Annotated in this window: 23 protein-coding genes and 2 pseudogenes; 10 read left to right on the top strand and 15 right to left on the bottom strand. The window is 34.7% G+C overall.

The annotated features are described in order from the left end of the window. The first annotated feature begins 21 nt into the window (after positions 1-21). Entirely contained in the window at positions 22-1,341 is a 1,320-nt protein-coding gene (locus LG296_RS20185; RefSeq protein WP_107937851.1) for a nuclease-related domain-containing protein, read from the top strand. A gap of 84 nt (positions 1,342-1,425) precedes the next feature. On the opposite strand, the pseudogene LG296_RS20180 reads toward LG296_RS20185, so the two are convergent. The 4 genes and pseudogenes from LG296_RS20180 to LG296_RS20165 all read right to left on the bottom strand — a co-directional run. Further along, a pseudogene (locus LG296_RS20180) lies at positions 1,426-2,100 on the bottom strand (group II intron maturase-specific domain-containing protein); the annotation flags it as partial. Positions 2,101-2,125: 25 nt separating this feature from the next. Further along, a protein-coding gene (locus LG296_RS20175) for an IS3 family transposase (RefSeq protein ID WP_404426987.1) occupies positions 2,126-3,249 on the bottom strand; the annotation gives its coding sequence in 2 pieces (ribosomal slippage) (positions 2,126-3,003 and positions 3,003-3,249; 1,125 coding nt in all). A gap of 76 nt (positions 3,250-3,325) precedes the next feature. Beyond that, a pseudogene (locus LG296_RS20170) lies at positions 3,326-3,934 on the bottom strand (reverse transcriptase domain-containing protein); the annotation flags it as partial. 582 nt (positions 3,935-4,516) lie between these two features. After that, complete coding sequence (locus LG296_RS20165) at positions 4,517-5,416, bottom strand: hypothetical protein (protein WP_153062730.1); 900 nt, start codon at positions 5,414-5,416, stop codon at positions 4,517-4,519. Between the two features lie 29 nt (positions 5,417-5,445). Here LG296_RS20165 and istA point away from each other — a divergent pair, with 29 nt between their 5' ends. Together istA and istB are read left to right on the top strand one after the other, a co-directional pair. Continuing rightward, positions 5,446-6,990: an IS21 family transposase gene (istA, locus tag LG296_RS20160; RefSeq protein WP_146223234.1), complete on the top strand. Its 1,545-nt coding sequence runs from the start codon at positions 5,446-5,448 to the stop codon at positions 6,988-6,990. After that, positions 6,990-7,742 carry an IS21-like element helper ATPase IstB gene (istB, locus tag LG296_RS20155; protein ID WP_107937914.1) on the top strand — a complete coding sequence of 251 codons (753 nt, stop codon included), beginning with the start codon at positions 6,990-6,992 and terminating at the stop codon, positions 7,740-7,742. Before istA ends, istB begins: the two co-directional genes overlap by 1 nt. 35 nt (positions 7,743-7,777) lie before the next feature. Here istB and LG296_RS20150 read toward each other — a convergent pair whose 3' ends face one another. Together LG296_RS20150 and LG296_RS20145 are read right to left on the bottom strand one after the other, a co-directional pair. Continuing rightward, positions 7,778-7,900 (bottom strand): hypothetical protein, encoded by a 123-nt coding sequence (locus tag LG296_RS20150; RefSeq protein ID WP_282433292.1) that lies wholly within the window; start codon positions 7,898-7,900, stop codon positions 7,778-7,780. 152 nt (positions 7,901-8,052) lie between these two features. After that, positions 8,053-8,574, bottom strand: a complete 522-nt coding sequence (locus tag LG296_RS20145) for a GNAT family N-acetyltransferase (protein ID WP_193768085.1) — start codon at positions 8,572-8,574, stop codon at positions 8,053-8,055. A 173-nt stretch (positions 8,575-8,747) separates the two neighbouring features. Here LG296_RS20145 and LG296_RS20140 point away from each other — a divergent pair, with 173 nt between their 5' ends. Continuing rightward, entirely contained in the window at positions 8,748-9,461 is a 714-nt protein-coding gene (locus LG296_RS20140; protein WP_107937849.1) for a helix-turn-helix transcriptional regulator, read from the top strand. Between the two features lie 210 nt (positions 9,462-9,671). Here the strand turns inward: LG296_RS20140 and LG296_RS20135 are convergent, their stop codons facing one another. The 3 genes from LG296_RS20135 to LG296_RS20125 all read right to left on the bottom strand — a co-directional run bounded on the left by LG296_RS20135 (position 9,672) and on the right by LG296_RS20125 (position 11,078). Next, a complete protein-coding gene (locus LG296_RS20135) occupies positions 9,672-10,322 on the bottom strand; it encodes a hypothetical protein (protein ID WP_107937848.1) in 651 nt (216 codons plus the stop codon). After that, on the bottom strand, positions 10,315-10,659 hold the full coding sequence (locus LG296_RS20130) for a hypothetical protein (protein ID WP_107937847.1): 345 nt from the start codon (positions 10,657-10,659) through the stop codon (positions 10,315-10,317). The genes LG296_RS20135 and LG296_RS20130 overlap by 8 nt, the downstream gene beginning before the upstream one ends. A gap of 74 nt (positions 10,660-10,733) precedes the next feature. Then, a complete protein-coding gene (locus LG296_RS20125) occupies positions 10,734-11,078 on the bottom strand; it encodes a hypothetical protein (protein ID WP_107937846.1) in 345 nt (114 codons plus the stop codon). 269 nt (positions 11,079-11,347) lie between these two features. Between LG296_RS20125 and LG296_RS20120 the strand changes: the two genes are divergently transcribed. The 3 genes from LG296_RS20120 to LG296_RS20110 all read left to right on the top strand — a co-directional run bounded on the left by LG296_RS20120 (position 11,348) and on the right by LG296_RS20110 (position 14,042). Next, positions 11,348-12,622 (top strand): hypothetical protein, encoded by a 1,275-nt coding sequence (locus LG296_RS20120; RefSeq protein ID WP_107937845.1) that lies wholly within the window; start codon positions 11,348-11,350, stop codon positions 12,620-12,622. Continuing rightward, positions 12,622-13,488: a hypothetical protein gene (locus tag LG296_RS20115; RefSeq protein ID WP_107937844.1), complete on the top strand. Its 867-nt coding sequence runs from the start codon at positions 12,622-12,624 to the stop codon at positions 13,486-13,488. Before LG296_RS20120 ends, LG296_RS20115 begins: the two co-directional genes overlap by 1 nt. A 203-nt stretch (positions 13,489-13,691) precedes the next feature. After that, the gene (locus tag LG296_RS20110; protein WP_107937843.1) at positions 13,692-14,042 is read left to right on the top strand and encodes a hypothetical protein; all 351 of its coding nucleotides are present in this window, start codon (positions 13,692-13,694) and stop codon (positions 14,040-14,042) included. Positions 14,043-14,145: 103 nt separating this feature from the next. On the opposite strand, the gene LG296_RS20105 is transcribed toward LG296_RS20110, so the two are convergent. Beyond that, complete coding sequence (locus LG296_RS20105) at positions 14,146-14,940, bottom strand: hypothetical protein (protein WP_153062721.1); 795 nt, start codon at positions 14,938-14,940, stop codon at positions 14,146-14,148. Next, positions 14,856-15,410, bottom strand: a complete 555-nt coding sequence (locus tag LG296_RS20100; RefSeq protein ID WP_107937841.1) for a hypothetical protein — start codon at positions 15,408-15,410, stop codon at positions 14,856-14,858. The genes LG296_RS20105 and LG296_RS20100 overlap by 85 nt, the downstream gene beginning before the upstream one ends. Before the next feature lie 245 nt (positions 15,411-15,655). Between LG296_RS20100 and LG296_RS20095 the strand changes: the two genes are divergently transcribed. The 3 genes from LG296_RS20095 to LG296_RS20085 all read left to right on the top strand — a co-directional run bounded on the left by LG296_RS20095 (position 15,656) and on the right by LG296_RS20085 (position 17,906). Then, positions 15,656-16,189, top strand: coding sequence for a hypothetical protein (locus LG296_RS20095; protein ID WP_107937840.1), 534 nt, complete (start codon positions 15,656-15,658; stop codon positions 16,187-16,189). Positions 16,190-16,250: 61 nt separating this feature from the next. Next, positions 16,251-17,374, top strand: a protein-coding gene (locus LG296_RS20090; RefSeq protein WP_404426987.1) for an IS3 family transposase whose coding sequence is annotated in 2 segments (ribosomal slippage) — positions 16,251-16,497 and positions 16,497-17,374 — 1,125 coding nt in all. Because the reading frame shifts where the segments join, the coding sequence is not laid out codon by codon here. Between the two features lie 37 nt (positions 17,375-17,411). Beyond that, on the top strand, positions 17,412-17,906 hold the full coding sequence (locus tag LG296_RS20085) for a hypothetical protein (RefSeq protein ID WP_107937471.1): 495 nt from the start codon (positions 17,412-17,414) through the stop codon (positions 17,904-17,906). Between the two features lie 142 nt (positions 17,907-18,048). On the opposite strand, the gene LG296_RS20080 is transcribed toward LG296_RS20085, so the two are convergent. The 4 genes from LG296_RS20080 to LG296_RS20065 are packed head-to-tail and all read right to left on the bottom strand — an operon-like array spanning position 18,049 to position 26,129. Continuing rightward, positions 18,049-18,687 (bottom strand): hypothetical protein, encoded by a 639-nt coding sequence (locus tag LG296_RS20080; protein ID WP_107937473.1) that lies wholly within the window; start codon positions 18,685-18,687, stop codon positions 18,049-18,051. Positions 18,688-18,696: 9 nt separating this feature from the next. After that, complete coding sequence (locus LG296_RS20075) at positions 18,697-20,616, bottom strand: peptidoglycan DD-metalloendopeptidase family protein (protein WP_107937475.1); 1,920 nt, start codon at positions 20,614-20,616, stop codon at positions 18,697-18,699. A gap of 42 nt (positions 20,617-20,658) precedes the next feature. Continuing rightward, positions 20,659-24,075 (bottom strand): hypothetical protein, encoded by a 3,417-nt coding sequence (locus LG296_RS20070; protein ID WP_107937477.1) that lies wholly within the window; start codon positions 24,073-24,075, stop codon positions 20,659-20,661. Between the two features lie 53 nt (positions 24,076-24,128). Further along, positions 24,129-26,129, bottom strand: coding sequence for a VirB4 family type IV secretion system protein (locus LG296_RS20065; RefSeq protein ID WP_404428042.1), 2,001 nt, complete (start codon positions 26,127-26,129; stop codon positions 24,129-24,131). Positions 26,130-26,218: the final 89 nt, after the last annotated feature.

The raw sequence follows: 26,218 nt of genomic DNA, 5'->3' as shown, positions 1-26,218 counted from the left end.
TTTTGAAATGAGGTTTACCCTATGATACGCGGTGTAATTCTATTACTATTCTTCATTTTTGCTTTACCTATAGGAATCGTATATTTTTTATATGGTTATCAACCTGAAATATTTGTTCTTATAGGGGTGTTTGGAGTTCTTATCAGTATTGGCGCATTATCTGGAATGTTTGAAGACTATAATCAGAAAAAAGCAAGCAAGTGGGCATTTCCAGTAAGTAAAACAAGCAAAGTTAATCGCCTAACTAATAGAATAAATCTTACTGCAAAGGTAAAAAAAATCTTATCTATACATATTCAATCTGTCAAATCATCAATTGAACAAACGTGTGATAACACCCCATTAACTCCATTCTCTAATTTCAAATTTGTAGGTAGTGAAGTGAAAGCTGATAATGATGAATTAGAAAAGATTTTAGAAAGTGAGTTCAAACTTTTAACCACTTTTGATAAACCACAATTGTATCAGAATCTAGAGGATCATATTAAATATATAGAAGGAAAATATGTTAATGATATTTCTACAATACATATCAAGCAAATCTTAATTGAAAATGGAATACAACAATATATTTCAGAAGTAAAAGAACAGCTTTTAACTTATCGTAAAAACCTAACTTATGCAGTAAATAGTACAAAACAAAGTCTTTCAATTATATCGTCTGGCGTTAAGGGCGAAGCCAATGTTAATAATGAATTATCTTTATACAAGGATATATGGAATATCTATTCAGGAGTTCGTTTTGAGGTTGATGGACAATCAATAGAAACAGATAATTTAATTGTATGCACGAAGGGACTATTCTCCATTGAAGTAAAAAACTATGCCCCTAACGGTCAATACAATATTATCGTTACGAAAGATGGCCAGTGGTTAAAGCAGCTTTCCAATGGAGGCAAAATAGTACCTATGGAGAAGGATGTAACCGCTCAAGTAAATAGGCATCTAGCTCTTAAACAAAGATTAATACACTCAGAACTAAAGAAAAAACATGGAGAAGATGTGCCTTATATTTTGTTCCAACCTATGATTGTTATTGCAAACGATACAGTTCTTATACAAAACGATACGGATTTACCAATAATAAGACGTACACAGATTTATCACCATATAATTAAGAAACCAGATGTATTAACAGCAGAACAAGTGAATGATATTTGTTCAATAATTGAAGAGAATAGACTTCCTGTTAAAAAGTATTCAATTAACACTTATTCTGATAATTTTCCAATTGTGCTTCAGGAGTTGGTAAATAGTGAACAGATATTACGCAGAATAAGAGAAAATATTGAAAAGCCAATGGAGATTGCTTCAAATGAAATATATGCAATAAAAGAATAAACTTAGATAATCGAGTAGAGGGAGAATAAGTTCTCGCCCCTCTCACAACACCGTACGTACGGATCTCGTATACGGCGTTTCAATTTATATTACAGTGTGTACTTTTAAGTAACGTTCAAGAGCAGAGGGTATTCCCCTCTGTTCTAGTCTTTTATTAGAGATAGCTCTATGAACAACTTTCGATAATCCGATAAATCGATAACCTTTCCTACAGTATGTTAAGCCTTTGGCTTCTTCTTCGGGTATCCCTAATTGGATTAGAGACCTAATCTGCTTTCTCGGTACCTTCCATTGCTTCCAAATAATTACCCTTATTCTTGAGCGTAGTTTCATATCAATTTCTCGCATAGCCGTTTTCATTTTTGCAGTTCTAAAGTAATTTACCCAACCGAATATTACTTGTTTTAGTTTCATTATTCTGTAGTCTAACGGTATGCTCCAGTTTCGCTTTGTTAATTGCCGAAGTTTCCTTTTAAATTTCTGTACTGACATTGGATGTGGTCGAACTTGATACTTCTTGTCTTTTGAATCGTAGTAATAACCAAACCCCAAGAATTTCAAATCTTTTGGACGAGCGATTTTACTCTTTTCTGCATTGACTATCAATCCTAATTTCTTTTCTATAAACTTCACGACTGATTCCATAACTCTATTTGCAGATTTCTCGCTCTTCACGAAGATAAGAGCGTCATCCGCATATCTTACGAATTGAAGACCTCTACTTTCTAGTTCCTTATCCAGTTCATTCAACATTATGGAATGTCAACACTAAACTGGACAATCTTTATAAGGACCTGTTCTTGAATTCCACTGGCGATAAATAACCTAGTGTTCCGTGAATTCGAATGTTATTGAACCAATGAACATAATCATTAAGTTCAAGAGCGAGCTGTTCAAGAGAAGCGAAGTGTGCTCCGTTTGCGAATTCGGTTTTAAATACTTTGAACATCGCTTCGGCCACGGCGTTATCATAGGGACAACCCTTCATACTTAATGATCTTTGAATCCCAAATGTTTCTAGTGCCTCTGAAATTAGTTTGTTATCAAACTCTTTTCCACGGTCTGTATGGAACATCTTGATGTTATGTAAATTCCCTTTAATGCTGGCTAATGCTTGATACACAAGGGCTGCTGTCTTATTAGGACCGGCACTGTGACCAATAATTTCACGGTTGAAAAGGTCGACAAATAAGCATACATAGTGCCATTTTTTCTCAACACGGACGTATGTTAAATCACTTACAACTACAGCTAATTGCTCTTCTTGTTTAAACTGACGATGTAACTCATTTTTGATGGGTGCTTCATTACAGGTTTGTTTATACGGCTTGTATTGTGCCACGGTATACTTTGATACCAGTCCTAATTGTTTCATGATTCGACCGATTCGACGTCTAGAAACTACCATCTTCTGCTTCTTTAATTCTACTTTTAGTTTACGAGTACCATAGTTACTACGGCTTTCTTTAAAGAGTCGTTCAATCTCGTTGGAAAGTTCTACTTCCTCTGTGTTATGTGCTTCTTTTTCACTCAAATTGGCATGATAATAGTATGTGCTTTTGGCGATGTTGAGGACGTTACACATTGCTGATATTGAATATTTGTGAGCGTTATTTCGAATCACATCTATTTTCGTCCCATGATCAGCGCTGCTTGCTTTAAAATGTCATTCTCCATCATTAAACGTTGATTTTCTTTACGTAATTTTATTAACTCATTTTCTTCATCAGTACGGTTCTCTTTCGCAGTGAAGGCCCCAGTTTCTTGATGGTTTTTAATCCAGCGATCTAATGCAGATGGCGTGATTTCATATTCTCTACAGATATCTGCACGAGACTTTCCATTTTCATAAAGCTTGACTAATTGAAGTTTAAATTCTGGTGTAAAAGTTCGACGTTGACGTGACATAGTAGCACGCTCCCTTAGGTTAGTATGTTAAGTCTACTAGCCCTTATAGTATCTGTCCAACTTAGTGTAGCCGATTCATTATGTTACTTAACAGTGGGCTGAGGTTTCCTCCTTGCGGAGTTCCAACCGGTGTTTCTTCATATTTACCCTTTACCATAACCCCACTGACCAAGTATTTTCTTATTAAAGAAATGACATCTCCATCATCGATTGTATTGGATATAATTCGCATTAGTTTATCATGGTTGACTGTGTCGAAAAATCTTTCAAGGTCAATGTCCACTATCCAATTGTATCCATCATTCAGAAATTCGAGGCTTTTTATAATTGCCATCTCACAACTTCTATTTGGTCTGAAACCGTAACTGAATTCACTAAACTCTTTTTCGAATATCGGACTGAGTACTTGATGAATTGCCTGTTGAACGACCCTATCCACTACTGTTGGTATTCCCAGTTTGCGCATCTTACCATTTTCTTTTGGAATCTCCACTCTTAAGGCAGCTTGTGGTTGGTATTTTCTAGTTCTGATGCGCTGACATAGCTCATCCTTGTTCTCTTTCAGATATTGTTTAAGTTCATCGACCGTTATTCCATCGACACCACTTGCACCTTTATTTCTAAAGACACGTAGATAGGCTTCATTCATATTTCGATTGCTTAGAATCTTTTCTAATAGTTGCACACTCGTTTCTCCTTTCCTCTCACGTAGTAAGTAATATCTCCATTTTGGTTATCATTTGAGATACGCTCATACTTTCACCATTAACACATTCGGAGTCCGTCACTTACGCATTTGTGGTGTTGAAACACTATAAATTGTTCTGCCCTTCATGACCAAAGGTCATTACTATGGCATCTGCTGACTTCTTGCGACTAACCTTTTTCGACTGTACTTTTGGTACATCCGCAAGACCTCCCAGGGTAAGACAACTATCTTTCCTCTTTTACTCGCCTGATTTACCCTACAAAGCTACGCACATCTTTTGGACTTTGACTTGTCGTGGAGCCTTATCCCTTTATAGAGCCTTAGTATCAGATTTCTGTTCGTCGAGCCAAGATTTTATTCCACGCTTCCTCCAGCCCTTACCTCACGATAAGTACCTTGCGCTTCCTTAGTGGTTGGTCGATGTGTACCCCCACAGTGGACTTTCACCACCTAGATAGTTGCCATGCCTGGCACACACAAAAAAGAACAACTGCAGGTTGTTCTTTTTATATTGTCTTTACATAAAAAGGAGTAAATACTGTTTCTAATTAAACATATTTACTTTTTCCACCGTTTTAATATATCTAAGCATTTTTTGCAATTGATCACATGGTATTCCGGTTCAATGGGAGTTGTTTCAAGGTTTAACTTTTCAGATTGGGTACATAAAAACTCGCCCCTTTTTAAACGTCCTTCAGCTAAATTATCAAGTAAAACAACATGGTATTTACTATTATGTAGGGTTCCTTTTGAAGCGATATCTTCTTTTAAAGCGTTTACGGCTGGTTTTAAACTAGGTAAAAAGCGGAATGGCACTTCATATTGTTCATAAATTTTTATCCAAATCTCTCGCCATTCACTCTCTTCTTTTTTTATCTTTTCTAATTCCTCGGCTTCCGATTGAGCTGCTTCTAATGTTGATTTAGCAAGAATACGCTCGTTCAGTTCCTTCAAACTAGTTATTAGATACCCCGAGTGGAATATTTGTGAGGATGTAATTTCTCTACTATCTATGAGCTCTTTTACACTTTTTAAGTTTTGTTCGGAATCATCTATAAAGACTTCGTAATCTTCTATATTAAAATATTTGCCTGTAACTGAGTCTTTATCTGTAATATGTGGAGATTGCTTGTATTTAATACCGTAGTGTCTGGTTGCTTCTCCAAAGGAGGAACTTAATACAGCAATGTCTTTATTTAAAGCAAATACCTTCATGTTATACATATACTTTTTTTCAGCTTCTAAATATTCTTTTTCCTTTATCATTTTTTTCAGCAATTGTTTTTCTCGGTTTTTTTTATAGCCTATTGAACCTATAATCATAAAAATGATAAAAAGATTAATAAACATCAATGTTGAAAACAGTAAGCCCCCTGTATGTATTTGATAAGCTAAAACTGAGCCACCATCGCAGTTGAAAAGTGAGCCACTTTTATATGAAAATAATCCTAACTTCATAGAGTTAGGAGCGTATAGAGGTGATTTCATTGGAGAAGAAACAGAAGGTACTACTTGCCTTTCATCAAGAAAATAAGAGTCAACGTCAAATTGCCAAGGAGCTTGGGATTTCTCGTAATACTGTAAAAAAGTATATCCAAGAGGATCTTGAAAAAAGAAAACAAGATATTCGAGAATTACCTATTACAGATAACTATGTAACGCCTCCGTCGTATAAAAAACGCAAAGGAAATAAACGTGCTTTAACACCTACGGTGATGAAACGTATTCGAAAAATGTTAAAAGATAATGATTATAAACGGCAACATCAGATGCACAAGCAACAACTAAAAATGATTGATATTCATGAAAAGTTATTAGATGAAGGTTTTGAAATTAGTTATACCACTGTAAGAAATTTTGTAAATAGTGAGGAGAAACATCAAAAAGAAGTCTTTATTCGTCAAAAAGCAACTGCTGGTCATGAGATTGAATTTGACTGGGGAGAAGTAAAATTATTCATTGATCAAACATTACGATCTCTTTCAATGGCGGTATTTACCCTACCATATAGTAATGATAGATTTGCATATTTATATGAATCCGAAACAATGGTGTGCGTACAAGATGCTCATGTAAAATGTATTGACTATTTAGGCTTTGTACCAGAAGTTTTTACGTACGATAATATGCGGACAGTCGTAAAGAATTTTATTGGGACAGAACGTGAGATTACCGATGGGATGAAAAATCTATCGATGCATTATCATTTTAAAATACGACTATGTGAACCGAGAAAAGGAAATCAGAAGGGGCATGTGGAGCGAAGTGTAGAATACATCCGCCGGAAAGCATTTGCCCATCGAGATACTTTTGCAAGTTTAGAAGAAGCTCAGGCTTATCTAACAGAAGTAATCATGAAATTAAACTCTCGCAAGCATTATAAGAAAAACCAAACGCACCATGAATTAATGCTAGAAGAGCGTATAGCTAGGCATGTAAGCACAGAAATTATTCCATTTGATGCCTCTGAGTTGTATGAATTTAGAGTGGACAAATATAGCACGATTACTTATAGACAAAATCGTTATTCTGTTCCAGAAGGACATGTTGGAGAATGGGTGAAAGTAAAAGCGAGTGCGGAAAAAATTCTTATTTTCAGTGAAAATGCCTGTATCGCGACACATAAGCGAAGTTGGCAAATCCATCAATGGATTATGGACATTTATCATTACTTACGTACATTTGAAAAGAAAAAAGGTGCATTGGCTCAAAGTGAATGTTTGAGTCAAGCACCAACAAAAATAAAAAAATTATACAAAGATTATTATATTGGAAATGAGCGAGATTTTCTAGAGTTACTTATTTATCTAAAAGAAAATAAAAATCTAGAAAAAGTCTTAGCAGCGATTGAACAACTTGAGAAGAACCCTATGGTTCAAATAACAACAGAAAAGATTATTTTCTTAGCTAATCAAGGCGAATATATTCATAAAACTGTACATTCCAAAAATGAAGTCACCACCCAATCTCTCGAAAATCTTTCAGCCATAACGGCGTTATTTGAAACGAAAAAGACAGGGGTGCTTCACTAATGGATAAGAGACAAGAAATGATTGAGATGTGTAAGGAACTTCGATTACCAAGCATTCGGGGATTTATTCAAGAAGATGATATGTGGAAACAATATCAGACAGCAGAAGATTTCTTATATCACGCACTAGTGCAAGAAATGGAAGATCGAGAAGTGCGAGCAAAAGCGAATCGCATTCGATCTGCAAATTTCCCTGAAAAGAAACTATTAACTGAATTAGAGTTTGAGAGATTACCGCAAAATGCGGCCTCTCGCCTCCCACATTTAAAGAAATTAGACTTTATTCAAGAAAAACAAAACGTTTTATTAATCGGATCACCAGGTACAGGTAAAACACATATAGCAATTGGTTTAGGAATTGAAGCTTGTTTAGCAGGTTATAAGGTGTATTTTACAACGGTGTCATCCCTTGTAAATCAGTTAAAAGAAAGCCGTTCTGAAAGAACGTTACGTTCATTTGAACTGAAGTTTGAAAAATATGATTTAGTAATCATTGATGAATTAGGTTATATCTCCTTTGATAAAGAAGGAGCCGAGTTATTATTTACTCATCTTTCCCTTCGGGCAGGACGAGCATCCACCATCGTTACGAGTAATTTATCATTTGATCGATGGGAAGAAATATTTCATGATCCAGTTTTAACAGCAGCTTTAACGGACCGACTAACACATCGAGCATACATGGTGGACATGGTAGGACCATCTTATCGAATATTAGATACAAAAGAATGGTTGGAAAATAGTCAGGTTTAAGTGGCTCAGTTTTTAATTAATAAATGGCTCAATTTTTACTTGCGAAATACACCTGTAACGGCTATAACACAAAATGCCAATATTCCAAATGCAATATATCCAATTGTAGGATTGCCGCCACCACCTCTATAATAACCATGATGCCCTCTATTGCTCATGCAGATTCCCTACCCTCATTATTTTTTCTCTAAAAATTATAAAGCTATGTTTATTACTAATAGTATGCAGTTGGGCTCATACAGTTTGCTTGTTTAAATATATATAATTAGCCATTGTTTGTACGTAAAGAGTACATTCAATGGCTTAAACATTATTTTTTAAATTGAATTTGGGTTTGTAGTGTATCATTACCTACTTTATAGTAGTAAGTGACAAGTTCATCATCTGAGTCTAAATATTTGAAATTTGCCAGCTCAAGTATTGATATTAAACCTCCTTTTGCTTTATTTTTATGATAAATATTAGCAATAAGAGTTTTGTTTAGGCCTAAATTTACTAATAGTTCTATCGCTTTTTTTCCAATACCTAATGTTTGATACTGTTTAAATACAAATATGTCTACCTCGATACAACTACCAACCACTGGGTCATCTTCAGGAACTAAAATAATAGCACCAGCTAATTCATTATTATTTCGAATCTCATACACTTCTCTTTTATTATCCATAGCGAGTGGAATATCCATGCCTTCAGCAAAAGCATTATTTAAAACAGTTAAGTCTTCCCTGTCCATATTAAAGACTTTTGCGTTGTCATTTATAGTCTTTAAAATGTCATCATTAATGAGTAGTTTATTATTTTTAATTATTGCTATGTTTGGTGTTGTTGACATTCTATCACTCCTTATCAATTTTCTCATAAGAGCGTTTCATGATTAAATCTTGCAGAATCGTATCTAAGAGTTTACTGGCGACTAATTTAAAATTTTATTTATGTGAAAAACGTGTTAAACTTACTATAATATTATAATTTTGAACACACAAGCAATTTTGGGAAGGTTTTAAAATGACAGAACAACAGAATCACGAAAAAATGGCGAACCTTTTAAAGAGAGTACGAGTAAAAGCCCAAGTTAGCCAGCAAACAGCTGCTAAAAAGATTTATCTAACACCTCAAGGAAATGTAAGTAGTATAGAGCGCGGTCGATTATTTCCAACTCTTGAGAATGTGACATCGGTATATTTTTCAATGGCATCTAGAATGAGTCTTTCCGACTTTCTATTACCATCATGGGTTGAGGTATTATATACAAAAAATCCATATTATAAGGCATTTAAAGACGCAGAAGAACTTAGAGATTGGATAATCCAATACGCAACTAAATTTCCGTTTTATCGAATAGAAAAAGATGAGCTACTGAAATTTAAAGTAAACCCTACAAGTTATCAAATACCGAAAACTGCTCATTATATGTCCCCTTTCAATCTGAAAGAAGATGATGTAATGACAAACCGTATTTTATCGAAAAAGGAACAGATTGATTGGAAATCAGAAATACAGGATTCATTTGATATCGATGAGTTTGTTTTATACTTAGATAATTCAATTAGAAATTTAAACGGTTTGGTCAACTATATTCAAGAACATAGAACTCAGTCTGAGCCATTAAATGTTTCTATTAAAGAGGAACTTAATAAATGGATTGATCAAGAGTTGAGATATGCAGAATATGATAAGCTAATTCAACTTAAAGATTATTGGGAAAAACACTTAAAATAAGAAAGCATACTCTTGAAAATATGAAGAGTATGCTTTCTTATTTTTATTAAAACCCGGTTTTAATAATGGTTCTTTAATAAACTTAAAGACTATTTCATGAATTATTTAGTTTTAAAATTAAATTTGGGGTGAGAAATTTTATTAAGTTTATATAACTGCTACGTAAAATTTTACTAAGTAATAATTATAGCTCAACCAATTACAGTAATTTTAATAATGAGGGTTTAAATTCACATTTTTCGTTTCCTGATTTTTTAAATCAAACTGTATGTGATGGAGTAAAAATCCAACATTCTTTATGATATAACTAACATAATATTTATAGAGTACACCATAAAAAATAACGTACCCTACCCCTATAAGCGCCATTCCATCTAAGATCCAATCTTGAGCAATTTCGGTCCAAGTATAAGAAATAACAAGCCCTCCTGAAATGCTAAGAAGGTAAATAAAGACATCAAGTAGATTTTTACTTTTATTGAGAGGTTTTGTCTTTTTCTGATAGATTCGTTGTTTTAAACGGTAGAATCTAACTACATGACGTACGGCCACCCAGATTGTAAACGTAACAAAGAGAGCTACTATTATTTGTATTGCTTCAGATAAGATGGTCCATTGATTTAGTACGTCTTCAGCTAATCGATAGGAAAAAACCATTGCATAAACAAGAGAACTCAATATTACCGTATGTATCCATTGGTTTTGATTTTCTGGTATTTCCTTTACCAATGTGATGAGACTATACTTTGTTATATCTTGTGACCAAGTGTTCTCTTCAATTAACTTCACATCGTAATTATTTGTCTGATTTGCTAGACTATCCTGCTGCAGCATTATTTTTACTTCTTTTAGTTCAGTCATTCTTTCCGCCCCACTTTCCTTTGCTATGATGTAAGGCTAGAGCTACTAACCAATTTAACGTATCATTTCGAGAGGAAATAGAATGTCTTTTACCAAATTCACTTATCATCTCATTAAACTTATCTGTAACTACTACTTTAATAGATATGCGGTCTTCCGTTATACACTTTGGTACTTGTAATGCTCGATCAACTTCTGAATATTTGAGCATTCCTACTCGAATCAAGAATAAAGCTGCTTGTGTATGTGTTGTAAAACCATATTCTTTACTGTATAACAGCAACTGTTCGAATATCTCAGGAGTAAACCGAACGATAATTGGTTTATTATCCTTCATTGTATACCTTCCTTATACTAATAACTTTGATGTCAATTATACATCAAAGTTGTTTCATGTGCATACATAGACTTCTAATTGTGTGCCTGTAAATCAAAAGGTTCTTCTTTACTCAATCCTGCTAGATAAAACGTATCTTTATATAGGTATCCATTTAAAATACTGTTCACTCCGTATTGCTCAAATACCTCTTCCTTCACATCAACTCGATACTGTTTGAACTCTTTGTCTTGAACTAGTTCAATTACAAAAATAGATTGATTCTCTACTACTTCCTTATCAATTAGCTCAACTAAAACAAGCTCTGGTTCTTGAACATTTGATTGGATAAATCCACTCACTATAATGATGACTAAAATAAATCCTGAAAATAATATAAAGGTTATAAACTCCTTTTTAGTTATTTGCTTTTTCTCCATAAACCGCTTCTCCTTCTAGCAAACTCACACTATATTTCTCCCATTTACTCCTTTACCTCACTATTTATATCGGTATTTCTTGTGAAAATTGGATGAATACACACAAGATGTTGTGGTCGTGTTAAAAAATTCCCGATAAAACACTTTTTTAATTGACTATATGTTGTAATTTGGGTAAATTATAAATATAACATTATATTATTTATTACCCCGCAACAATATACATATGTAGTTTGATAATAATTTTCTAGAGAAAGAGAGTGATTTATATGCTATCAGAATTACTTTGGGTATATGGTGCAAAGCGTCAGTACGATATGCAAAAAGAAAATGGTCTTGCGGGTATCTTCGGTATCCTTTCAGTAATCTTTATAATTTGGCAATGGGATACTATCTTTTATTCTTTATTTAAAGCTATTGGATTGGTAGATATTTTCTCAAATGCTGGCTTATTTAATGAAAATATGTCCATCCTCACGGTTATTAACGTTTTAGCCACTATTGTTCTAATTTTGTTTCTGGCAGCGGTGATTACTGCAATTCCAATGTTCTTAATCATTTTAATCTTAAACGTTTTCGGGAACTATGATAGTGAGCGACCAAATGCGATTCATTATGCTTTCGCAATCGTGTTGTTCCCAATTGGATTATTACTATATGCGCTATTCATTCCATTACGAGCGATGGGTATTGTCAGTAAACCACAAAAATCTTTACGTCAGCATGTTAGAGAAGATGTACAGATGATGGCAACTTATAAAAATAATATTGTGCCTTTAAAAAGCGAGAGTGCCTTATTAGCGGAACTTTATGCTATTCAGCAAACAAATTTAAAAGATCCAGTAGAAGCTCGTCCTTTATCTTATGAAGAAACTGTCAAAGTTCTTAACCGCGCGGTGCTTCACTTAGAAGAAAGTAAAGATTACGTTTTCGCATTCTCAGAAACTAAAAAACAATGGTATTTACTATTAAATAATCCTGTACCAGTGTTTGCATCTAAAATTATTCGTGATGACCGTCCAGAAGTCTCACCATTTAATTATGAAGCATTATTTAAAGATTTCTTAATGTATTCGAAATATAAATATGAAGCATATCGTGGACATTACTATGCGCCAGCAGTTGCATTGAGTTTTTCTTGGGACTATGCAGCGGAAATGATTACATTAAAGATTCAAGAGGGACCTAATTCTACGATCATGGACGTTGATACTTTTACTCATTACGTACAATTAGATGGCGAATCTGTTCATGAATTTTATAAGAGTGCCATTAAGGTATTTGGTATTCAATCAAGAGTTGACCGCGCTCATGCGTATGCTTATATACTTCCAATTGCTTACCCTATTGAGGAAAAACGATTTCTTGCTGGTGAAACATATCCGAGTTATTATCGCGAATTAGAGAAAGTTCCTAATGTATATAAATTAGCACCTGATTTTAAAGAATTAGCAATTGAATATATACAACGAAGTGCGTCATTTAATCAATCGTGGGCGAAGGATTACCTCGCTAACTGTAAATCTCGCAAGGAGGAAGTTTAATGAATAAATTTACTTATACAAGTGATGAATCTATTCTAATCTTATTAAATTTCATTTCTCATACGAGCTCTGAAAATAAGTGGGACAACTATGTTTTAGACCATAAAAAACGCATTTTACCCCCTACACAAGACATTAAAAAGGTTTTAGAAGTAAATACCTGGTTAGATGTTCAAAGCATTATAAAAACGGAGTGGACAAACAATAAACTATTTCAATCCATAAGTGAACCTGATGCTAAGATGGATGTTCTTTCTCAAGAAGTCAACAAGCTACTGATTTGTAAGCAACTAGAACCATATAAGGACCTTTTTACGTCTGCCAAATCGTATAACGATTTTTATTCTAATAAACAGAATGAAATTCCTCTACCACATTACCAAACGGTTATACATACTTTTGGCTCGTGGAATGAATTTAAACAAGCAATCGGTTTGAATACACAGCCTGTAGGCAGAAGAGAGACCTATTCTTATGAACAATTAGTCGATATTCTAAAGGAACATCGTACCTATTTTACAGATGCAAGAACATGGAACGCACATGCGTATAAAGAAGGATTGCCGAAGTTTACTCTTATGAAAAATCGAATACCACTAGATGTAATAAGGAGATATACCAACTATAGTAATCGGGGTAGTTATACGATTGAAGAGATAGTTAAAGTTGTGAATGAACATAAAGAAGTTCTCAAGCGCGGTAAAAGAGCATGGGAGGAATTTGCTAGCAATAACACATTGCCACAGTATAAAACCATCTTAAAATATCTAGGCTCTGAAAATCTAAAACGTGTGAAAAAAGGTGAAGAACTTACTCTTGATGATATTAACAAACATCCCGCTATACCGAATTACTTAGACAATTAATTAAAAGCTTTAGGAGGAATTTAAAGTGACATATCAACTATTAGAGCTAGGAACAAGTATTGTTCGTTTAGATATGCGAATTAACGAAAATAACGACATGCTTTTTATGATGTATGATTACTTATTATTTATTAGGTAGAGCATTTTTGCTTATCACAAATATGATTAATCAAACTAAATGAAAGCAGCAACGGAGTGATCATTTGCTTGAACAAATTTCTTTTCTAGAGATATTGGAAGAAAAAAGTACTGAACCACCCACTCCTATGGGGAGATTAGAGGTAATCGAGGAGCCAATGGAAACTCAACAAAATGAAGAAGACTACCCTTCTAAAAATATTGAGGAATTGCATATTGGTCAAAAAGTAAGGATTATTTATCCAAGTGATGAGAACTGTGAGATTTACCAGTACCTAAACTATTATTTCCCTCACCTTAAATCGAAAATTTGTGAGATATCCTCCATAAAGGAATATAAAAGTGGGAAGACATACGAACTTGATTATAAAGGTGACAAAGTATTACTAAATAAAGAGAATGTTGAACCACTATAAATTATTGATTATAGTGGTTTTTTCTTTAACTTATTGGCATTATTTTTTTAAAATTGTGGATTTATATAAAAGAAATTCTACTACAATCAAGCCTTCACAAAGTTTATCTAGGTTCAGAAAAATATAAATCGAAATATGGAATTACAGTTATTTCTTTTAATTCAATTCCTTGTTTTGAATTCAAAAAATAGTTAAAACTATTGTAATTAATTAATTTATTTTCTTGTACGAACAACTTAATTAATTCTTCGCACAGTTTAATTTCATTATTTACTTCATTTTCCCATACATAAAGAATATCTATATTATAATACTTCGATAAATAAGTCCTCTTCCTTTTATCTCTTACAATATCTTTCTTTTGGATAGTATTTAAATTACTATAATTTGGATATTTATTCGGATTAGCGTGCCAATAATCTCCCATAACTTCAATTACTTTATTAAAAGTTGGTAAATAAAAATCCGTGGCATAATATTTAAATTGCTTCTCTTCATTAAATTCAATTTCTAATTTGATTAAAAGTTCTTTTATTAGGTTATTAATCGAGGTAGAAGTAGTTGGAATCTCCCCATTTGCTATTCTCTTTGCTGTTGCGATACGCATTTTTTCAATTTGTTCAGGCGATTTCTTCAATCCAAATTGATTATGATTTTCTCCACTATAATTAATACTTCTATAAGTTGCATAACATTCACTACTACAAAATATGTTCTTATTTTTTTTAAGCTTCGATGAAATTACCGGAACTGTTTCCCCACAATTATCGCATTTAGCCCTCAACCCTTGATATGAAGGATTATTTTCACCTCTTAAATTCTTACTTCTATATTCCGCATAACATTCTCTACTACAGAAATGCCATTTATTTTTTTGAACAACTGATGGGAATTCCATTGTAGGTTTTCTGCATTGATCACAAGCAACTTCAATTTTTTTTTTTTAGGGTTTGGGTTATTAAATTTGAATTTATATTTCCCCATGCAACTTCTAGAGCAAAAATGTTGATTATGACCTTTAAATTCAGAATTCTTTTTAGTTATTTCCGTATTACAGAATTTACAAAACGTAATTATGTTTGATGAAGTTTTCTTTAACTTTTTCTCTACACTCTTAACTTTTTTCCCATGGTTACATTTTTTACATGAGTGCTTCTTAAGAAAATCGACTTTACGATAATTTCTCTGAAATTCCGCCAGACAATAATCACAAATGATAACTATCTCTTTAGAATAAGCTTTAGTTAAATCAAAAACATTTACACAAAATTCTCGATTATAACCAGTAAATTCATACCCTTTTTCTACATAATGATTCTTATTACTCGGATTCCATTTTACTAATACAGTTTGTTTTGGGATTGTCACATTAACAACTCCTATTAATTATTGCATTTAAAAAGGAGTAATCATTTAAAGCAATATTATTCGATTATTTATTATATATACTTTGCTAAAGCTTGAGAACTGAATATATGAAGATTAAACTTCCAAAGTACTTTTTTCAAGAGTGGACTTTGGAAGTTTTTTTATGGTCGGGTAATTTTTGGTATACTATTGATAATAAGGAGCTAATTAAATAGTAGCGCATTAATAAGAATAGAATTTGGAGAGTGAGTTTTCTGAAGAGATTCGTTTTACTGCAAGATAAAAATGGAAATGACGTATTAGCAGAAGATCTTCGCCCAATCGGAGGAAACGGTGGTGGTGATGGATGGTCAATCCTTATCGTTGCATCTACTATTTTAATCGAGAATTATATACTTCTAAAGTATCTACTTAATTTAAATCATATAGAACAACCCGCCTGGTACTATATGCTATTGTGCTCCGCAATCCTAAGTTATTTGTTAGGTGTTGTATATGGATTCATCCCGATATTATCTTATTTCGCAGTCGGAATAGCTGTGCTTGTATCCTTTATGTTTTCTTTGAATTTTTTTGAGGATAGTCTTTGGATCTGGATTATTAGAGGTACATTTGCATTATTTATTGGTTTTTTTACATATATCGGGAATTTGATTATGAGAGAAATGTTTGCCGAACCATATAAGTTATTATTACATGAAATGAAAACAGACTTTAAATATGAATATACAGGGGATACTCCATACCCAATTCGACTTACTATGAATCGGCTACACTAAGTTGGACAGATACTATAAGGGCTAGTAGACTTAACATACTAACCTAAGGGAGCGTGCTACTATGTCACGTCAACGTCGAACTTTTACACCAGAATTTAAACTTCAATTAGTCAAGCTTTATGAAAATGGAAAGTCTCGTGCAGATATCTGTAGAGAATATGAAATCACGCCATCTGCATTAGATCGCTGGATTAAAAACCATCAAGAAACTGGGGCCTTCACTGCGAAAGAGAACCGTACTGATGAAGAAAATGAGTTAATAAAATTACGTAAAGAAAATCAACGTTTAATGATGGAGAATGACATTTTAAAGCAAGCAGCGCTGATCATGGGACGAAAATAGATGTGATTCGAAATAACGCTCACAAATATTCAATATCAGCAATGTGTAACGTCCTCAACATCGCCAAAAGCACATACTATTATCATGCCAATTTGAGTGAAAAAGAAGCACATAACACAGAGGAAGTAGAACTTTCCAACGAGATTGAACGACTCTTTAAAGAAAGCCGTAGTAACTATGGTACTCGTAAACTAAAAGTAGAATTAAAGAAGCAGAAGATGGTAGTTTCTAGACGTCGAATCGGTCGAATCATGAAACAATTAGGACTGGTATCAAAGTATACCGTGGCACAATACAAGCCGTATAAACAAACCTGTAATGAAGCACCCATCAAAAATGAGTTACATCGTCAGTTTAAACAAGAAGAGCAATTAGCTGTAGTTGTAAGTGATTTAACATACGTCCGTGTTGAGAAAAAATGGCACTATGTATGCTTATTTGTCGACCTTTTCAACCGTGAAATTATTGGTCACAGTGCCGGTCCTAATAAGACAGCAGCCCTTGTGTATCAAGCATTAGCCAGCATTAAAGGGAATTTACATAACATCAAGATGTTCCATACAGACCGTGGAAAAGAGTTTGATAACAAACTAATTTCAGAGGCACTAGAAACATTTGGGATTCAAAGATCATTAAGTATGAAGGGTTGTCCCTATGATAACGCCGTGGCCGAAGCGATGTTCAAAGTATTTAAAACCGAATTCGCAAACGGAGCACACTTCGCTTCTCTTGAACAGCTCGCTCTTGAACTTAATGATTATGTTCATTGGTTCAATAACATTCGAATTCACGGAACACTAGGTTATTTATCGCCAGTGGAATTCAAGAACAGGTCCTTATAAAGATTGTCCAGTTTAGTGTTGACATTCCACTATTAACTTGATTCGTTATAGTAAATTAAAAAAAAGATTAGCAAATGATAGTGATGAATTTCATAATCTAAAAAACGATATAAAGACATATGGATTTAATAGAGCTGTGGAATTAGAGTATCTAAGTTATTCAAGTGGGGATATGATTAAAAGGAGTGGCAAGCGTAAATCAGCGAACAGACTAAATAAAACTTTCAGTGAAAAACTTCAGAAATACGGGGAAATTCACCCTGATTATAACCCTTTATGGCGTCCAACGAAGGATGAATTTAAGTATTCAAATGAAATACTTAAAAAGGGGGACTATCCTGCGCTTTATCAAGAATCGAGTAAATTTAAGTTCGAGGTATATAGAGGTTCTCATGCTTTTATTGGGGTAATCAAAGCCCCTTCACTAGAAAAGCCAAAAATCCTTTTAGGCGAAAATTTAACTGAGGTTACTCGCGCTACAATTAAGCAGTATAAAGATATAACTGGAAGTGAAACAACAAAGTCTTTATAACAATCCATTTTAACCAATCTATTTTCAAAATGGATTGTTTTTCATTTCAAGCAGTTTACGAGTCATTCTTTAACAAGCTTTATTGGAATGCAACATGAAATCAAAAAACGGAATCAGCATAATTACGCTAATTCCGTCCCCTCTAATTAAAATAAGTAAATACTTCATCTATACCTGTATGAATAACAGCATATTCCGCTTTTGAATGTGAATCCTTTTCCAATTCAAATCCGACAGGTACTTCTATTTCTGTACCATCTTGATAGCTAAAATAAAGTGTGTAAGTATTTTCATTATCTTCCATCATGCTAATTGTACTCAACGTATCATCTTTTAATATCTTTTGAAAGTATTGATCCAGTGAAGATAATGTCTCTTCATAAGAATCAAACTTATTCAGATATTCTATATAACTTGAAGTTTGAAAAACTGCTAAAAAATCATTAATATCTCTATTCCGAATTGCATTATATAACTGACCAACTGTATACTTCGCTAACTCGACATCTTCTACTTTACTAGCAGTGTGAGAATGACTGTACAATGTAGAAGAAACAATCTCATAAGGTAAATGGTTCATTATATACTCATTTGCAAGATTATAATCTAATTGGCTATCATCAAGAACGCCTGCTAAAAGTTCAATACTTTCAGCACTTTTTTCTTTTTGCATCGTCAATTCTATTTTTTGTTCTCTGGCCGTTAAACCTAGAACTAGTCCAACTACCACGAGACTTACACCTAGTATTAAAATAAAGACATCCCTTTTCGCATGTTCCACCTTTATCACCTACTTCTTCGCTTCAAATGGAAGATATAATAATGGATTAATTACATTTTTATATTTTATCCTTACTGGTGTATGCATCTCTATGTGTAAATGGGGTCCTGTGGAACTACCTGAGTTCCCCATTAACGCAATTGTTTGTCCTTGTTTAACCTTTGCTCCTATAGTGCTTACAATATGTTTCGACAAATGAGCATACACAGCTTCATAGGTTTTACCATCTACAGTGTGTTTTAACCAAAGATAGTTACCCCATCCGTCATTGCATTTACTTCCCGGCTTACCTTCTTGCGGACATCCAGAACCCATTTTCAGAACCGTACCATCTGCTATAGCGACAATTGGAGTACCTCGTTTATTTGAAATATCTAATGCTGCATGGAAATCTGGTTCGCCATTTAAATAACGATTACCCCAAACTGATGTAATTGTTCCTGTTGTCGGTTGAACAAAGCCATTCTTCACTGTACTAGGCGGAATCTCGCCCCCACTGGCTTCATAAGATGCCGCTTCCTTGATTTCTTTTGCTTTTGCCATTACTCCGTTTACATATGCTGGAGAATGGTTATAGTGCCATATAGCACCCTCCACATCTGAACTATAGCCATTCCTAGCTAATAAATATGCCATTGTATAAATTGCATCTGCAATTTCCCAAGGCGATGCTTTACCATTCCCATCCGCATCTATACCAAGACCACCATATTTTTTAATGACCGCAATGTTAAATAAATCTTTGGTTGGCATTTCCACATGTCCATTGGAACCCTTGCATCCAGGATAACTCCACCCATACCAAGTACATCTCATAAATTGAGCATGCCCTTCTGCGCCAACAGAAGAAACCATGGTAGGATGGGTTGAATAGCCGGTCTCGGTGAAATGTACTGCCGCAAGAACAAACCAATCAACTCCGTATTTCTTCTGTGCGCCTAAATAATATTGCATGTATTCAGCGGGTACTCCTGCACCCGGAATAACATTCATACCTATTCCGAAGTCGCCTAATGATATTCCTTCTTTCATTGCCGTATAGTTCATAACTCCACCAGCAGCTTGATAAAGTATCTCTACAATTGTTAGATCATCTTCACGATAATTAAATGGACTGTCCATTAATGTTGATTCAAAGTATGTATAGTCTTCTACAAAGTTCTCATTTGCAATATATGAATGCGTCCGAGATTTAGTTGTTATCGTTTCAGTATGAGTTTCTTCTACACCATCTGCATTTGTGGTTGTGTATGTAGAACTAGAACTTGATGTAGTCCAATCACTTATCGTTTCCTCTACTTCTGCAGTCATTTCCCCGTTCCAAGCGGTCACATGCGTTAGCAATGTAATGGGGAATTCACTTTTAGAAGTAGATGTTGAACATCCATCATCATTACAAGTAGTTGTTTCTGTTTCTGTATACCCTGTATAGTCTTCATAAGTAAATACAGGAGTTAGCGCTTCAGCTATATGCTCAACTGCTTTTTTCGACGATACTTTCCGATCTTCACTTTCATATATCTGCATGACAGAAATAATTAATTCTTCGGGTACTTTATAAGGTATTTGTTCAGGTTTCCTCATATCTACCGTTGAATTGGCTTGTTTTATGATATATTCTTGTAACTCTTTGGCTTCACCGGTTAGCGTACTATCCTCACTAAAAATAAGAGTAGTTGCAATAAAGATGATAAATATTGCAAATAGCACAAGTACTGCACCTATTAAAAATGGAAGTGACACACTTGATAATAAGGTGATAATCGTCTTCATTGCTACTGCAATTGCCTTCATTGCTACCTTAATAGCAACTTTTGCAACTTTCCTTACTGCTTTTGCTCCTTTTTTCAGAGCTTTTTCTTTTGCTTTTTGTTTTGCCTTGTCAATAATTATATTTCGTTGTTGATAATCTTCATCTCTATTAGTCACATAGTCACCTCCATATTTAATAAAGAAACAAGGAATCTAGGATTATCCTAGAATCCCTTGTTTTCTTCGTACAATATCTGAACGGCGACGACGATTAACTCCACGTTCTGCTCTATCAACATATTTTGATTTCATCATTGATGAAATATCAAGATTGTCATAGTGTTTATAATCTAATGGCTCACTATTTTCTCCTAATACTTGTACATTCTTTTGAATCACTTGGCGTGTTCCAGAGTCTGCACGAGAGAGATTAATAGTTTGAACAACTGTATTTGTTTTAGCTGTTGATTGCTCGGCATACATTGATTGAGCATTGACAGCAACTTTCGAAATGGCTTCTGCTGGCTGCAAACTCCCTTTATTAACTCTTAAAGGTACTGATACTGTTTGATTACTCGCAAAACGAGCATCACCTTGCATAATTGGTGATACACGATATGTAACCCCTTCTTGTTCAGCAGTTACAAATGAACGTCCTTTATCCATCACCATTTGAATATTATTCATGTTAGCTTTCTTTAAATCTTCTACATAGAAGTTACCCATATCAACTTTTTGGTTAAGTACTGGTGTTTCTTTACGTGGTACTTCTGAATGAACTGCATGAGAACTGTTCCCCAGTAGTGATATTGGATCTTGTTGATTTCTAAGATTATTTACTGGAATACGTGCGCCCCCACTATCCATGCGATACATGGTTGCTTTACTATTACCTACAGGAGTTGAAGAATTTAGAGTCATACCATCATTTGAAGATAAATCTTGATAAATTGTTTCACCCTTTTTCAAGGATTCATTACCCGCACCAATTCTTGATACAGTACGAATTTCTCCGCTATTTGTTCTTACTTGAACATAAGAGGAATCTCTTGTAATTACTTGTCTTATTGCACCCGAAGCAATTTGCTCCACTCCATTATCATCCACAACTTTTTGTGCCATCTGTAATACTTCAGATGGAGATGAAATTTGAGTTTGAATACCTGTCGATAATGGCGAAAAACGTGAATTAGCTATCGTATTTACTGCTTTATGTGCTTTTTGCATTCCTGTTCTACCGAATACCACACCAGCTGTATATCCCGCATTATTTGATAAGTTATGATGCGCCTGTACTGTATCACCTTGTTGTAGGATACGTTGATTTAACATACCGTTAATACCAGCACCTACACCACCTACAACCGCACTCGGTAGAGCTTTCAAGCCCGATTCTTGCAACTTCACTTGGTATGCTTGACTACCCACTGCAAGACCCGCATTTACAGTTTCTAGACCTTTAGCAACTTTGTTATATCCAGTAGCACCAGCTAAAAATGCGCCAGAGGATTGTACAAAACCATGAACAGCATTATTTGGTAACGGTTGTACTTTACCAATACTCGCGGTAAAACTACCAGAGTTGTAAGAAGCTACATTATTTTTTAAGACATCTTCTTGTTTAGCTGACCACTGTTGTTGTGCTTGTTCTTGTGATAACCCACTGCCCATTTGTGCAACAATAAATTTTTCTCCTTGTTGTTGTGTTTTAGCAACAGCCAAGCTATTTGCAAGTACTCCCATATTGGGGCGTCCTTTTTTACTAAACAATGCTGCACCTTGAACATGTTCCATACCCGAAGTAGCCGCTTCGGTTAAATTAGATGAATCTCCATCATTAGCATATAATGAAGCAGATTGGCCCATTGATTCCGCTAAACTCTTACGAGAAATCAGTCCATTTGAACCCATGTTGGCTTGAGCGAATTGGTTTCCATCTTGCATAAATTTATCTTTCATTTCAGCAACACGATTACTAAACGCTTGTTCTTTACGAGCACTATAAACACTATCCGATTCGCCAGCGGCTTTTGGATTATTCGCATCATAGTCATTCATGAATTGTTCGCGGTTATTACTAGCCCATTTATTTGCCATTGAATTTGCAGAGGCTTTTACTAATTTAGTCGCATTTCCTAAATCACCAGCGACCTCTTTCGCAGTAGCCCACTCTTTACTAGCATCTTCTATGAAGTTTGCTGTCTTTTGTTCCTTAATATCATTAAACTTCTTCTGTATATCTTGTGGTGTGGCATTTGGGAAGTCTTCTCGCAACTTGTTCATAACAGCTTCGCGGTTGTTATTCGCCCAATTTGTCGCTTGTTCATTAGCAATAGCATTCGCCATTACATTATCTTCATTTCCTTGTAACGCTTTTAAGTCTTTAACTGACTCTTTGGCATCTTTTAGTTTATCTCCGACTCCAAGCACTCCGGCAGCACCAACGCGTCCAGTTATTCCTCCAGCTAAACCACCAATTTGCGATCCCATTTCAGCACCCACAATTGAACCAACAGGACCGAGACCAGAACCAGCAATCGCTCCAGCCATACCCATCGAGGCTTTTCCCATTTTGCTAACTATATCGCCAGCCTTCAACATCTTAGCGGCTTTGGTATCTGCAAAATTTTCACCAGTTAAGCCTTCAGATATATCTCCACCTTCGCTACCACCTTTTGCACCGTCTTTTATCCCTTTAAGAGCACCCATAACGGATTTGTCTTGCATTGCGCCTTTCGCAGCACCGACCATTCCAGAGATAGCACTCATACCAAACATGGCACCAGCTTTCGATAAACCACCTTGCATGTTACCGCCCATTCCTAATAGGCCACGAATAGATTCAGATATTGGTATAAAGACAACGTAAACAATAATAGTACTTAGTAATCCACTTGAAGACATGGAGATAACCCCTACTGTGAAAAATACAAAACTATGAATAGATTGAACGAATATACTACCTGATAACTCTTTTAGCCATGCACTAGTCATTGATTTTAATTGAGGTACCATCCAGAAAACTAGCATTAACGGCCCCATTGATAATAGGATCAATAATGTGATTCTACGCATCATGTAATAAAAACTAGCCCATAAACTTAACCCGAGTAGGATTAATTGAATGATAATTTTCCCTAGGATACCCGTCTCATCGCTTCCATCCTCAAACTCACTAAAATCTGATTCAGCATTTAAAGTTTGGAAATCCGTCATGCTATCAAAGAATTGAACAATACCCATATTTAACTCAAATAGTATGCCGTAGAAGGTTGGAAGAAAGAATAAACCTATACCAACAAGAATTAACTCTTTACAGAATTCCATGAACTCGTTTCGTCTAATAGGGTTATAAGCCGAACTTGTTATACGTATTCCTCCAAGAGCGATTGCTGCTATGAAGAAAAACCCAGCGATCATTGTCATGGAATTGTACAATGGGTTAAATGCATTTACTAAATCCGAATCAGCAAATGTACCCCATACAACCGTTTCATCCTTCATCGATTCTGGTCTACCAAAAATCAATCCTTCTAATGAATCTAGTCCTAAGAATGGCCCTAGAAAACTTTCAAATAAGAACTCTATTAATTTCTCAAAAATACTGGAAATCTTATCGCTAATTCCTTCAAACATTTTTCTCGATTTTCCTCCTTTCAGCCAAAAATACTAGAATAGTCTTAATAGCGTTATAGCGGATAAGTTTCCTTATAAAACTCTCGTTTCATTCGAGATTCTGCGAGTACCGCAGCATTAGATTCTATAAACTCTAGTTCTTCTGGCGAAGGATCTGTTCGGATATGTACCGATGATTTTCCAATCCTTAAAATACCTTCACCTTTTTCAGGATTCTCAAATAATAGTTTTTTCTCACCACGAGTAAGTCTAAAACTCTTATCTATTAACTCCAAGTCAACATCATTTTGTTTAAAGAACATGTGGGCGTATGTATTTTGTAGAACACCTCTAGCTTTTTTAGACTCTAATATACGCACAAAATCCTGTGATGCTATGCGGAAGCCGCAATTCCGTTTACGGCATCTACGTGCTAACTTCTCGCTAAATGCTACGGTTTGCTCGTTATCAACCAGCGTCCAGAATTCGTCGGCACAAACTATCTTTCTCTTCATCTCGTTTTCAACATTTTTTACGAAATATTCCCAAATATAATTTAGGATTACATGGTAAGCCAAAGGTCTTAAGAAGCCTTCTTCCATATGTTTAATATTGAAGTTTACGAGTCTAGTTGTATGGATATTGACATTCTCTAAATCTCTACCGAAGTATGTCTGACCATCAAATATTGGTTTTGAACCATCCGATAAAAAAGGACGCATTGCAGCTAGTACTCTCATAACTTTGTGTTCATTACCATATTCCTCTGTCAAATAATTAAATACGTCTGTTAACGTTGGCTCAAGTTTCTTCACTTTAGTTTGAATAATTAACCCATTTTCAACGCGTGGTTTTTCTTCATATAATGAGTCCGGGTGTGTACTATACAGGAATCTTTCATCTACCATATAGAGATGTTTCAACGTATCTTCTAAGTAGTTTCGCTCAAACACATCTAACCCTTGACCCTCTTGATTTTTACCTCTTATTAAAACATCAAAAAAATCAGTAACTTCATTAATTTTCTCCCTGATTGGAACAAACTGAATAAACTTTTGACCATGTTTTTCGATAACTACTCGTTCATCTGAGTTTTCCATTTCTTCTAGTTCTTCATCATCTTCATCAAACGGAATGGTCGTTACATTGATTGCCAAGGGATTAATACGAATATTACTTTCTTCTGACAAGGTAATGTTGATACCGCCTAGTCGCTTAACTATACGAGTAAATTCACCTTCTACGTCTATTAATCTCGTATAAATGTTCATCCCAGTCGTTTCACGTGCCAGCATTAACTTCATAGCAATTGATTTACCAGAACCAGAGACTCCGAGAATCGCAAGATTATAGTTATCTGGTCGATAGTCTTCATTACCAAATGCATTATAGAATTCCTTTTGGCCTGTTCTTTGGTTTATCCCAATTGGAATACCACCGTTAAATTTTCCACTTCCACTAATAAACGGAGCAAATGTTGCTAATGAACGACGATCCAAGTTTCTCATAGAATCAGGGATTTCATTTTTACCTAGTGGAGAGACAGAACGGAATCCTTTCTTAACCCTTCCCCAAGTTGAAACGATTTTAAAGAAATATCCTGACATTGTATCTTCAATAAACTCACTGTATTTATCTAAATGACGCTTTGAATCTCCATATAACATACCTAAGATACCTACTTGGTACGTGTCATTTTCACTAAATTGTGTTTCATCTGCTAATATCTCGTTATCTTCGATTTTAGTCTCAATATCACGTATTTGGTCGGTGTTACCTTTTTTTCGTTGGAAGAATAAGTTGGACTTTAATATTGTGTTTTGCTTTTGCAACATGCGAACCGCATTCGACTTCGGTATCTTTTGAATATCTAGCATGACATCACATTCACCACTGCTCGTTATATTCGATAACCAGTTTGTTTGCATTTTACGAGGATAACCGTCACGACTTACATAGAATGGTCTAAAATGTGTTCTAGTTCCTAAAGATTGTTTCATAACTCCAGAATCTTCATCTCTGTCCGAAATTCCGATTCCTTCTGGTGCGATTACATCCCAAAAAGTCGGTTTCATTTTCATCATCAAGTCTTCAGGAATGTTGTCGTCCAGTACTTCTTCATCCGCTGAAGTTTTTCTGCTTTTCTTTTTAACTTTTTCAGCTT

The organism is Ureibacillus chungkukjangi (assembly GCF_044795995.1).
Classification (GTDB): Bacteria; Bacillota; Bacilli; order Bacillales_A; family Planococcaceae; genus Ureibacillus; species Ureibacillus chungkukjangi.
Note: the sequence above shows the minus strand (reverse complement) of the source record. Positions and strands in the feature narration are given on the sequence as shown.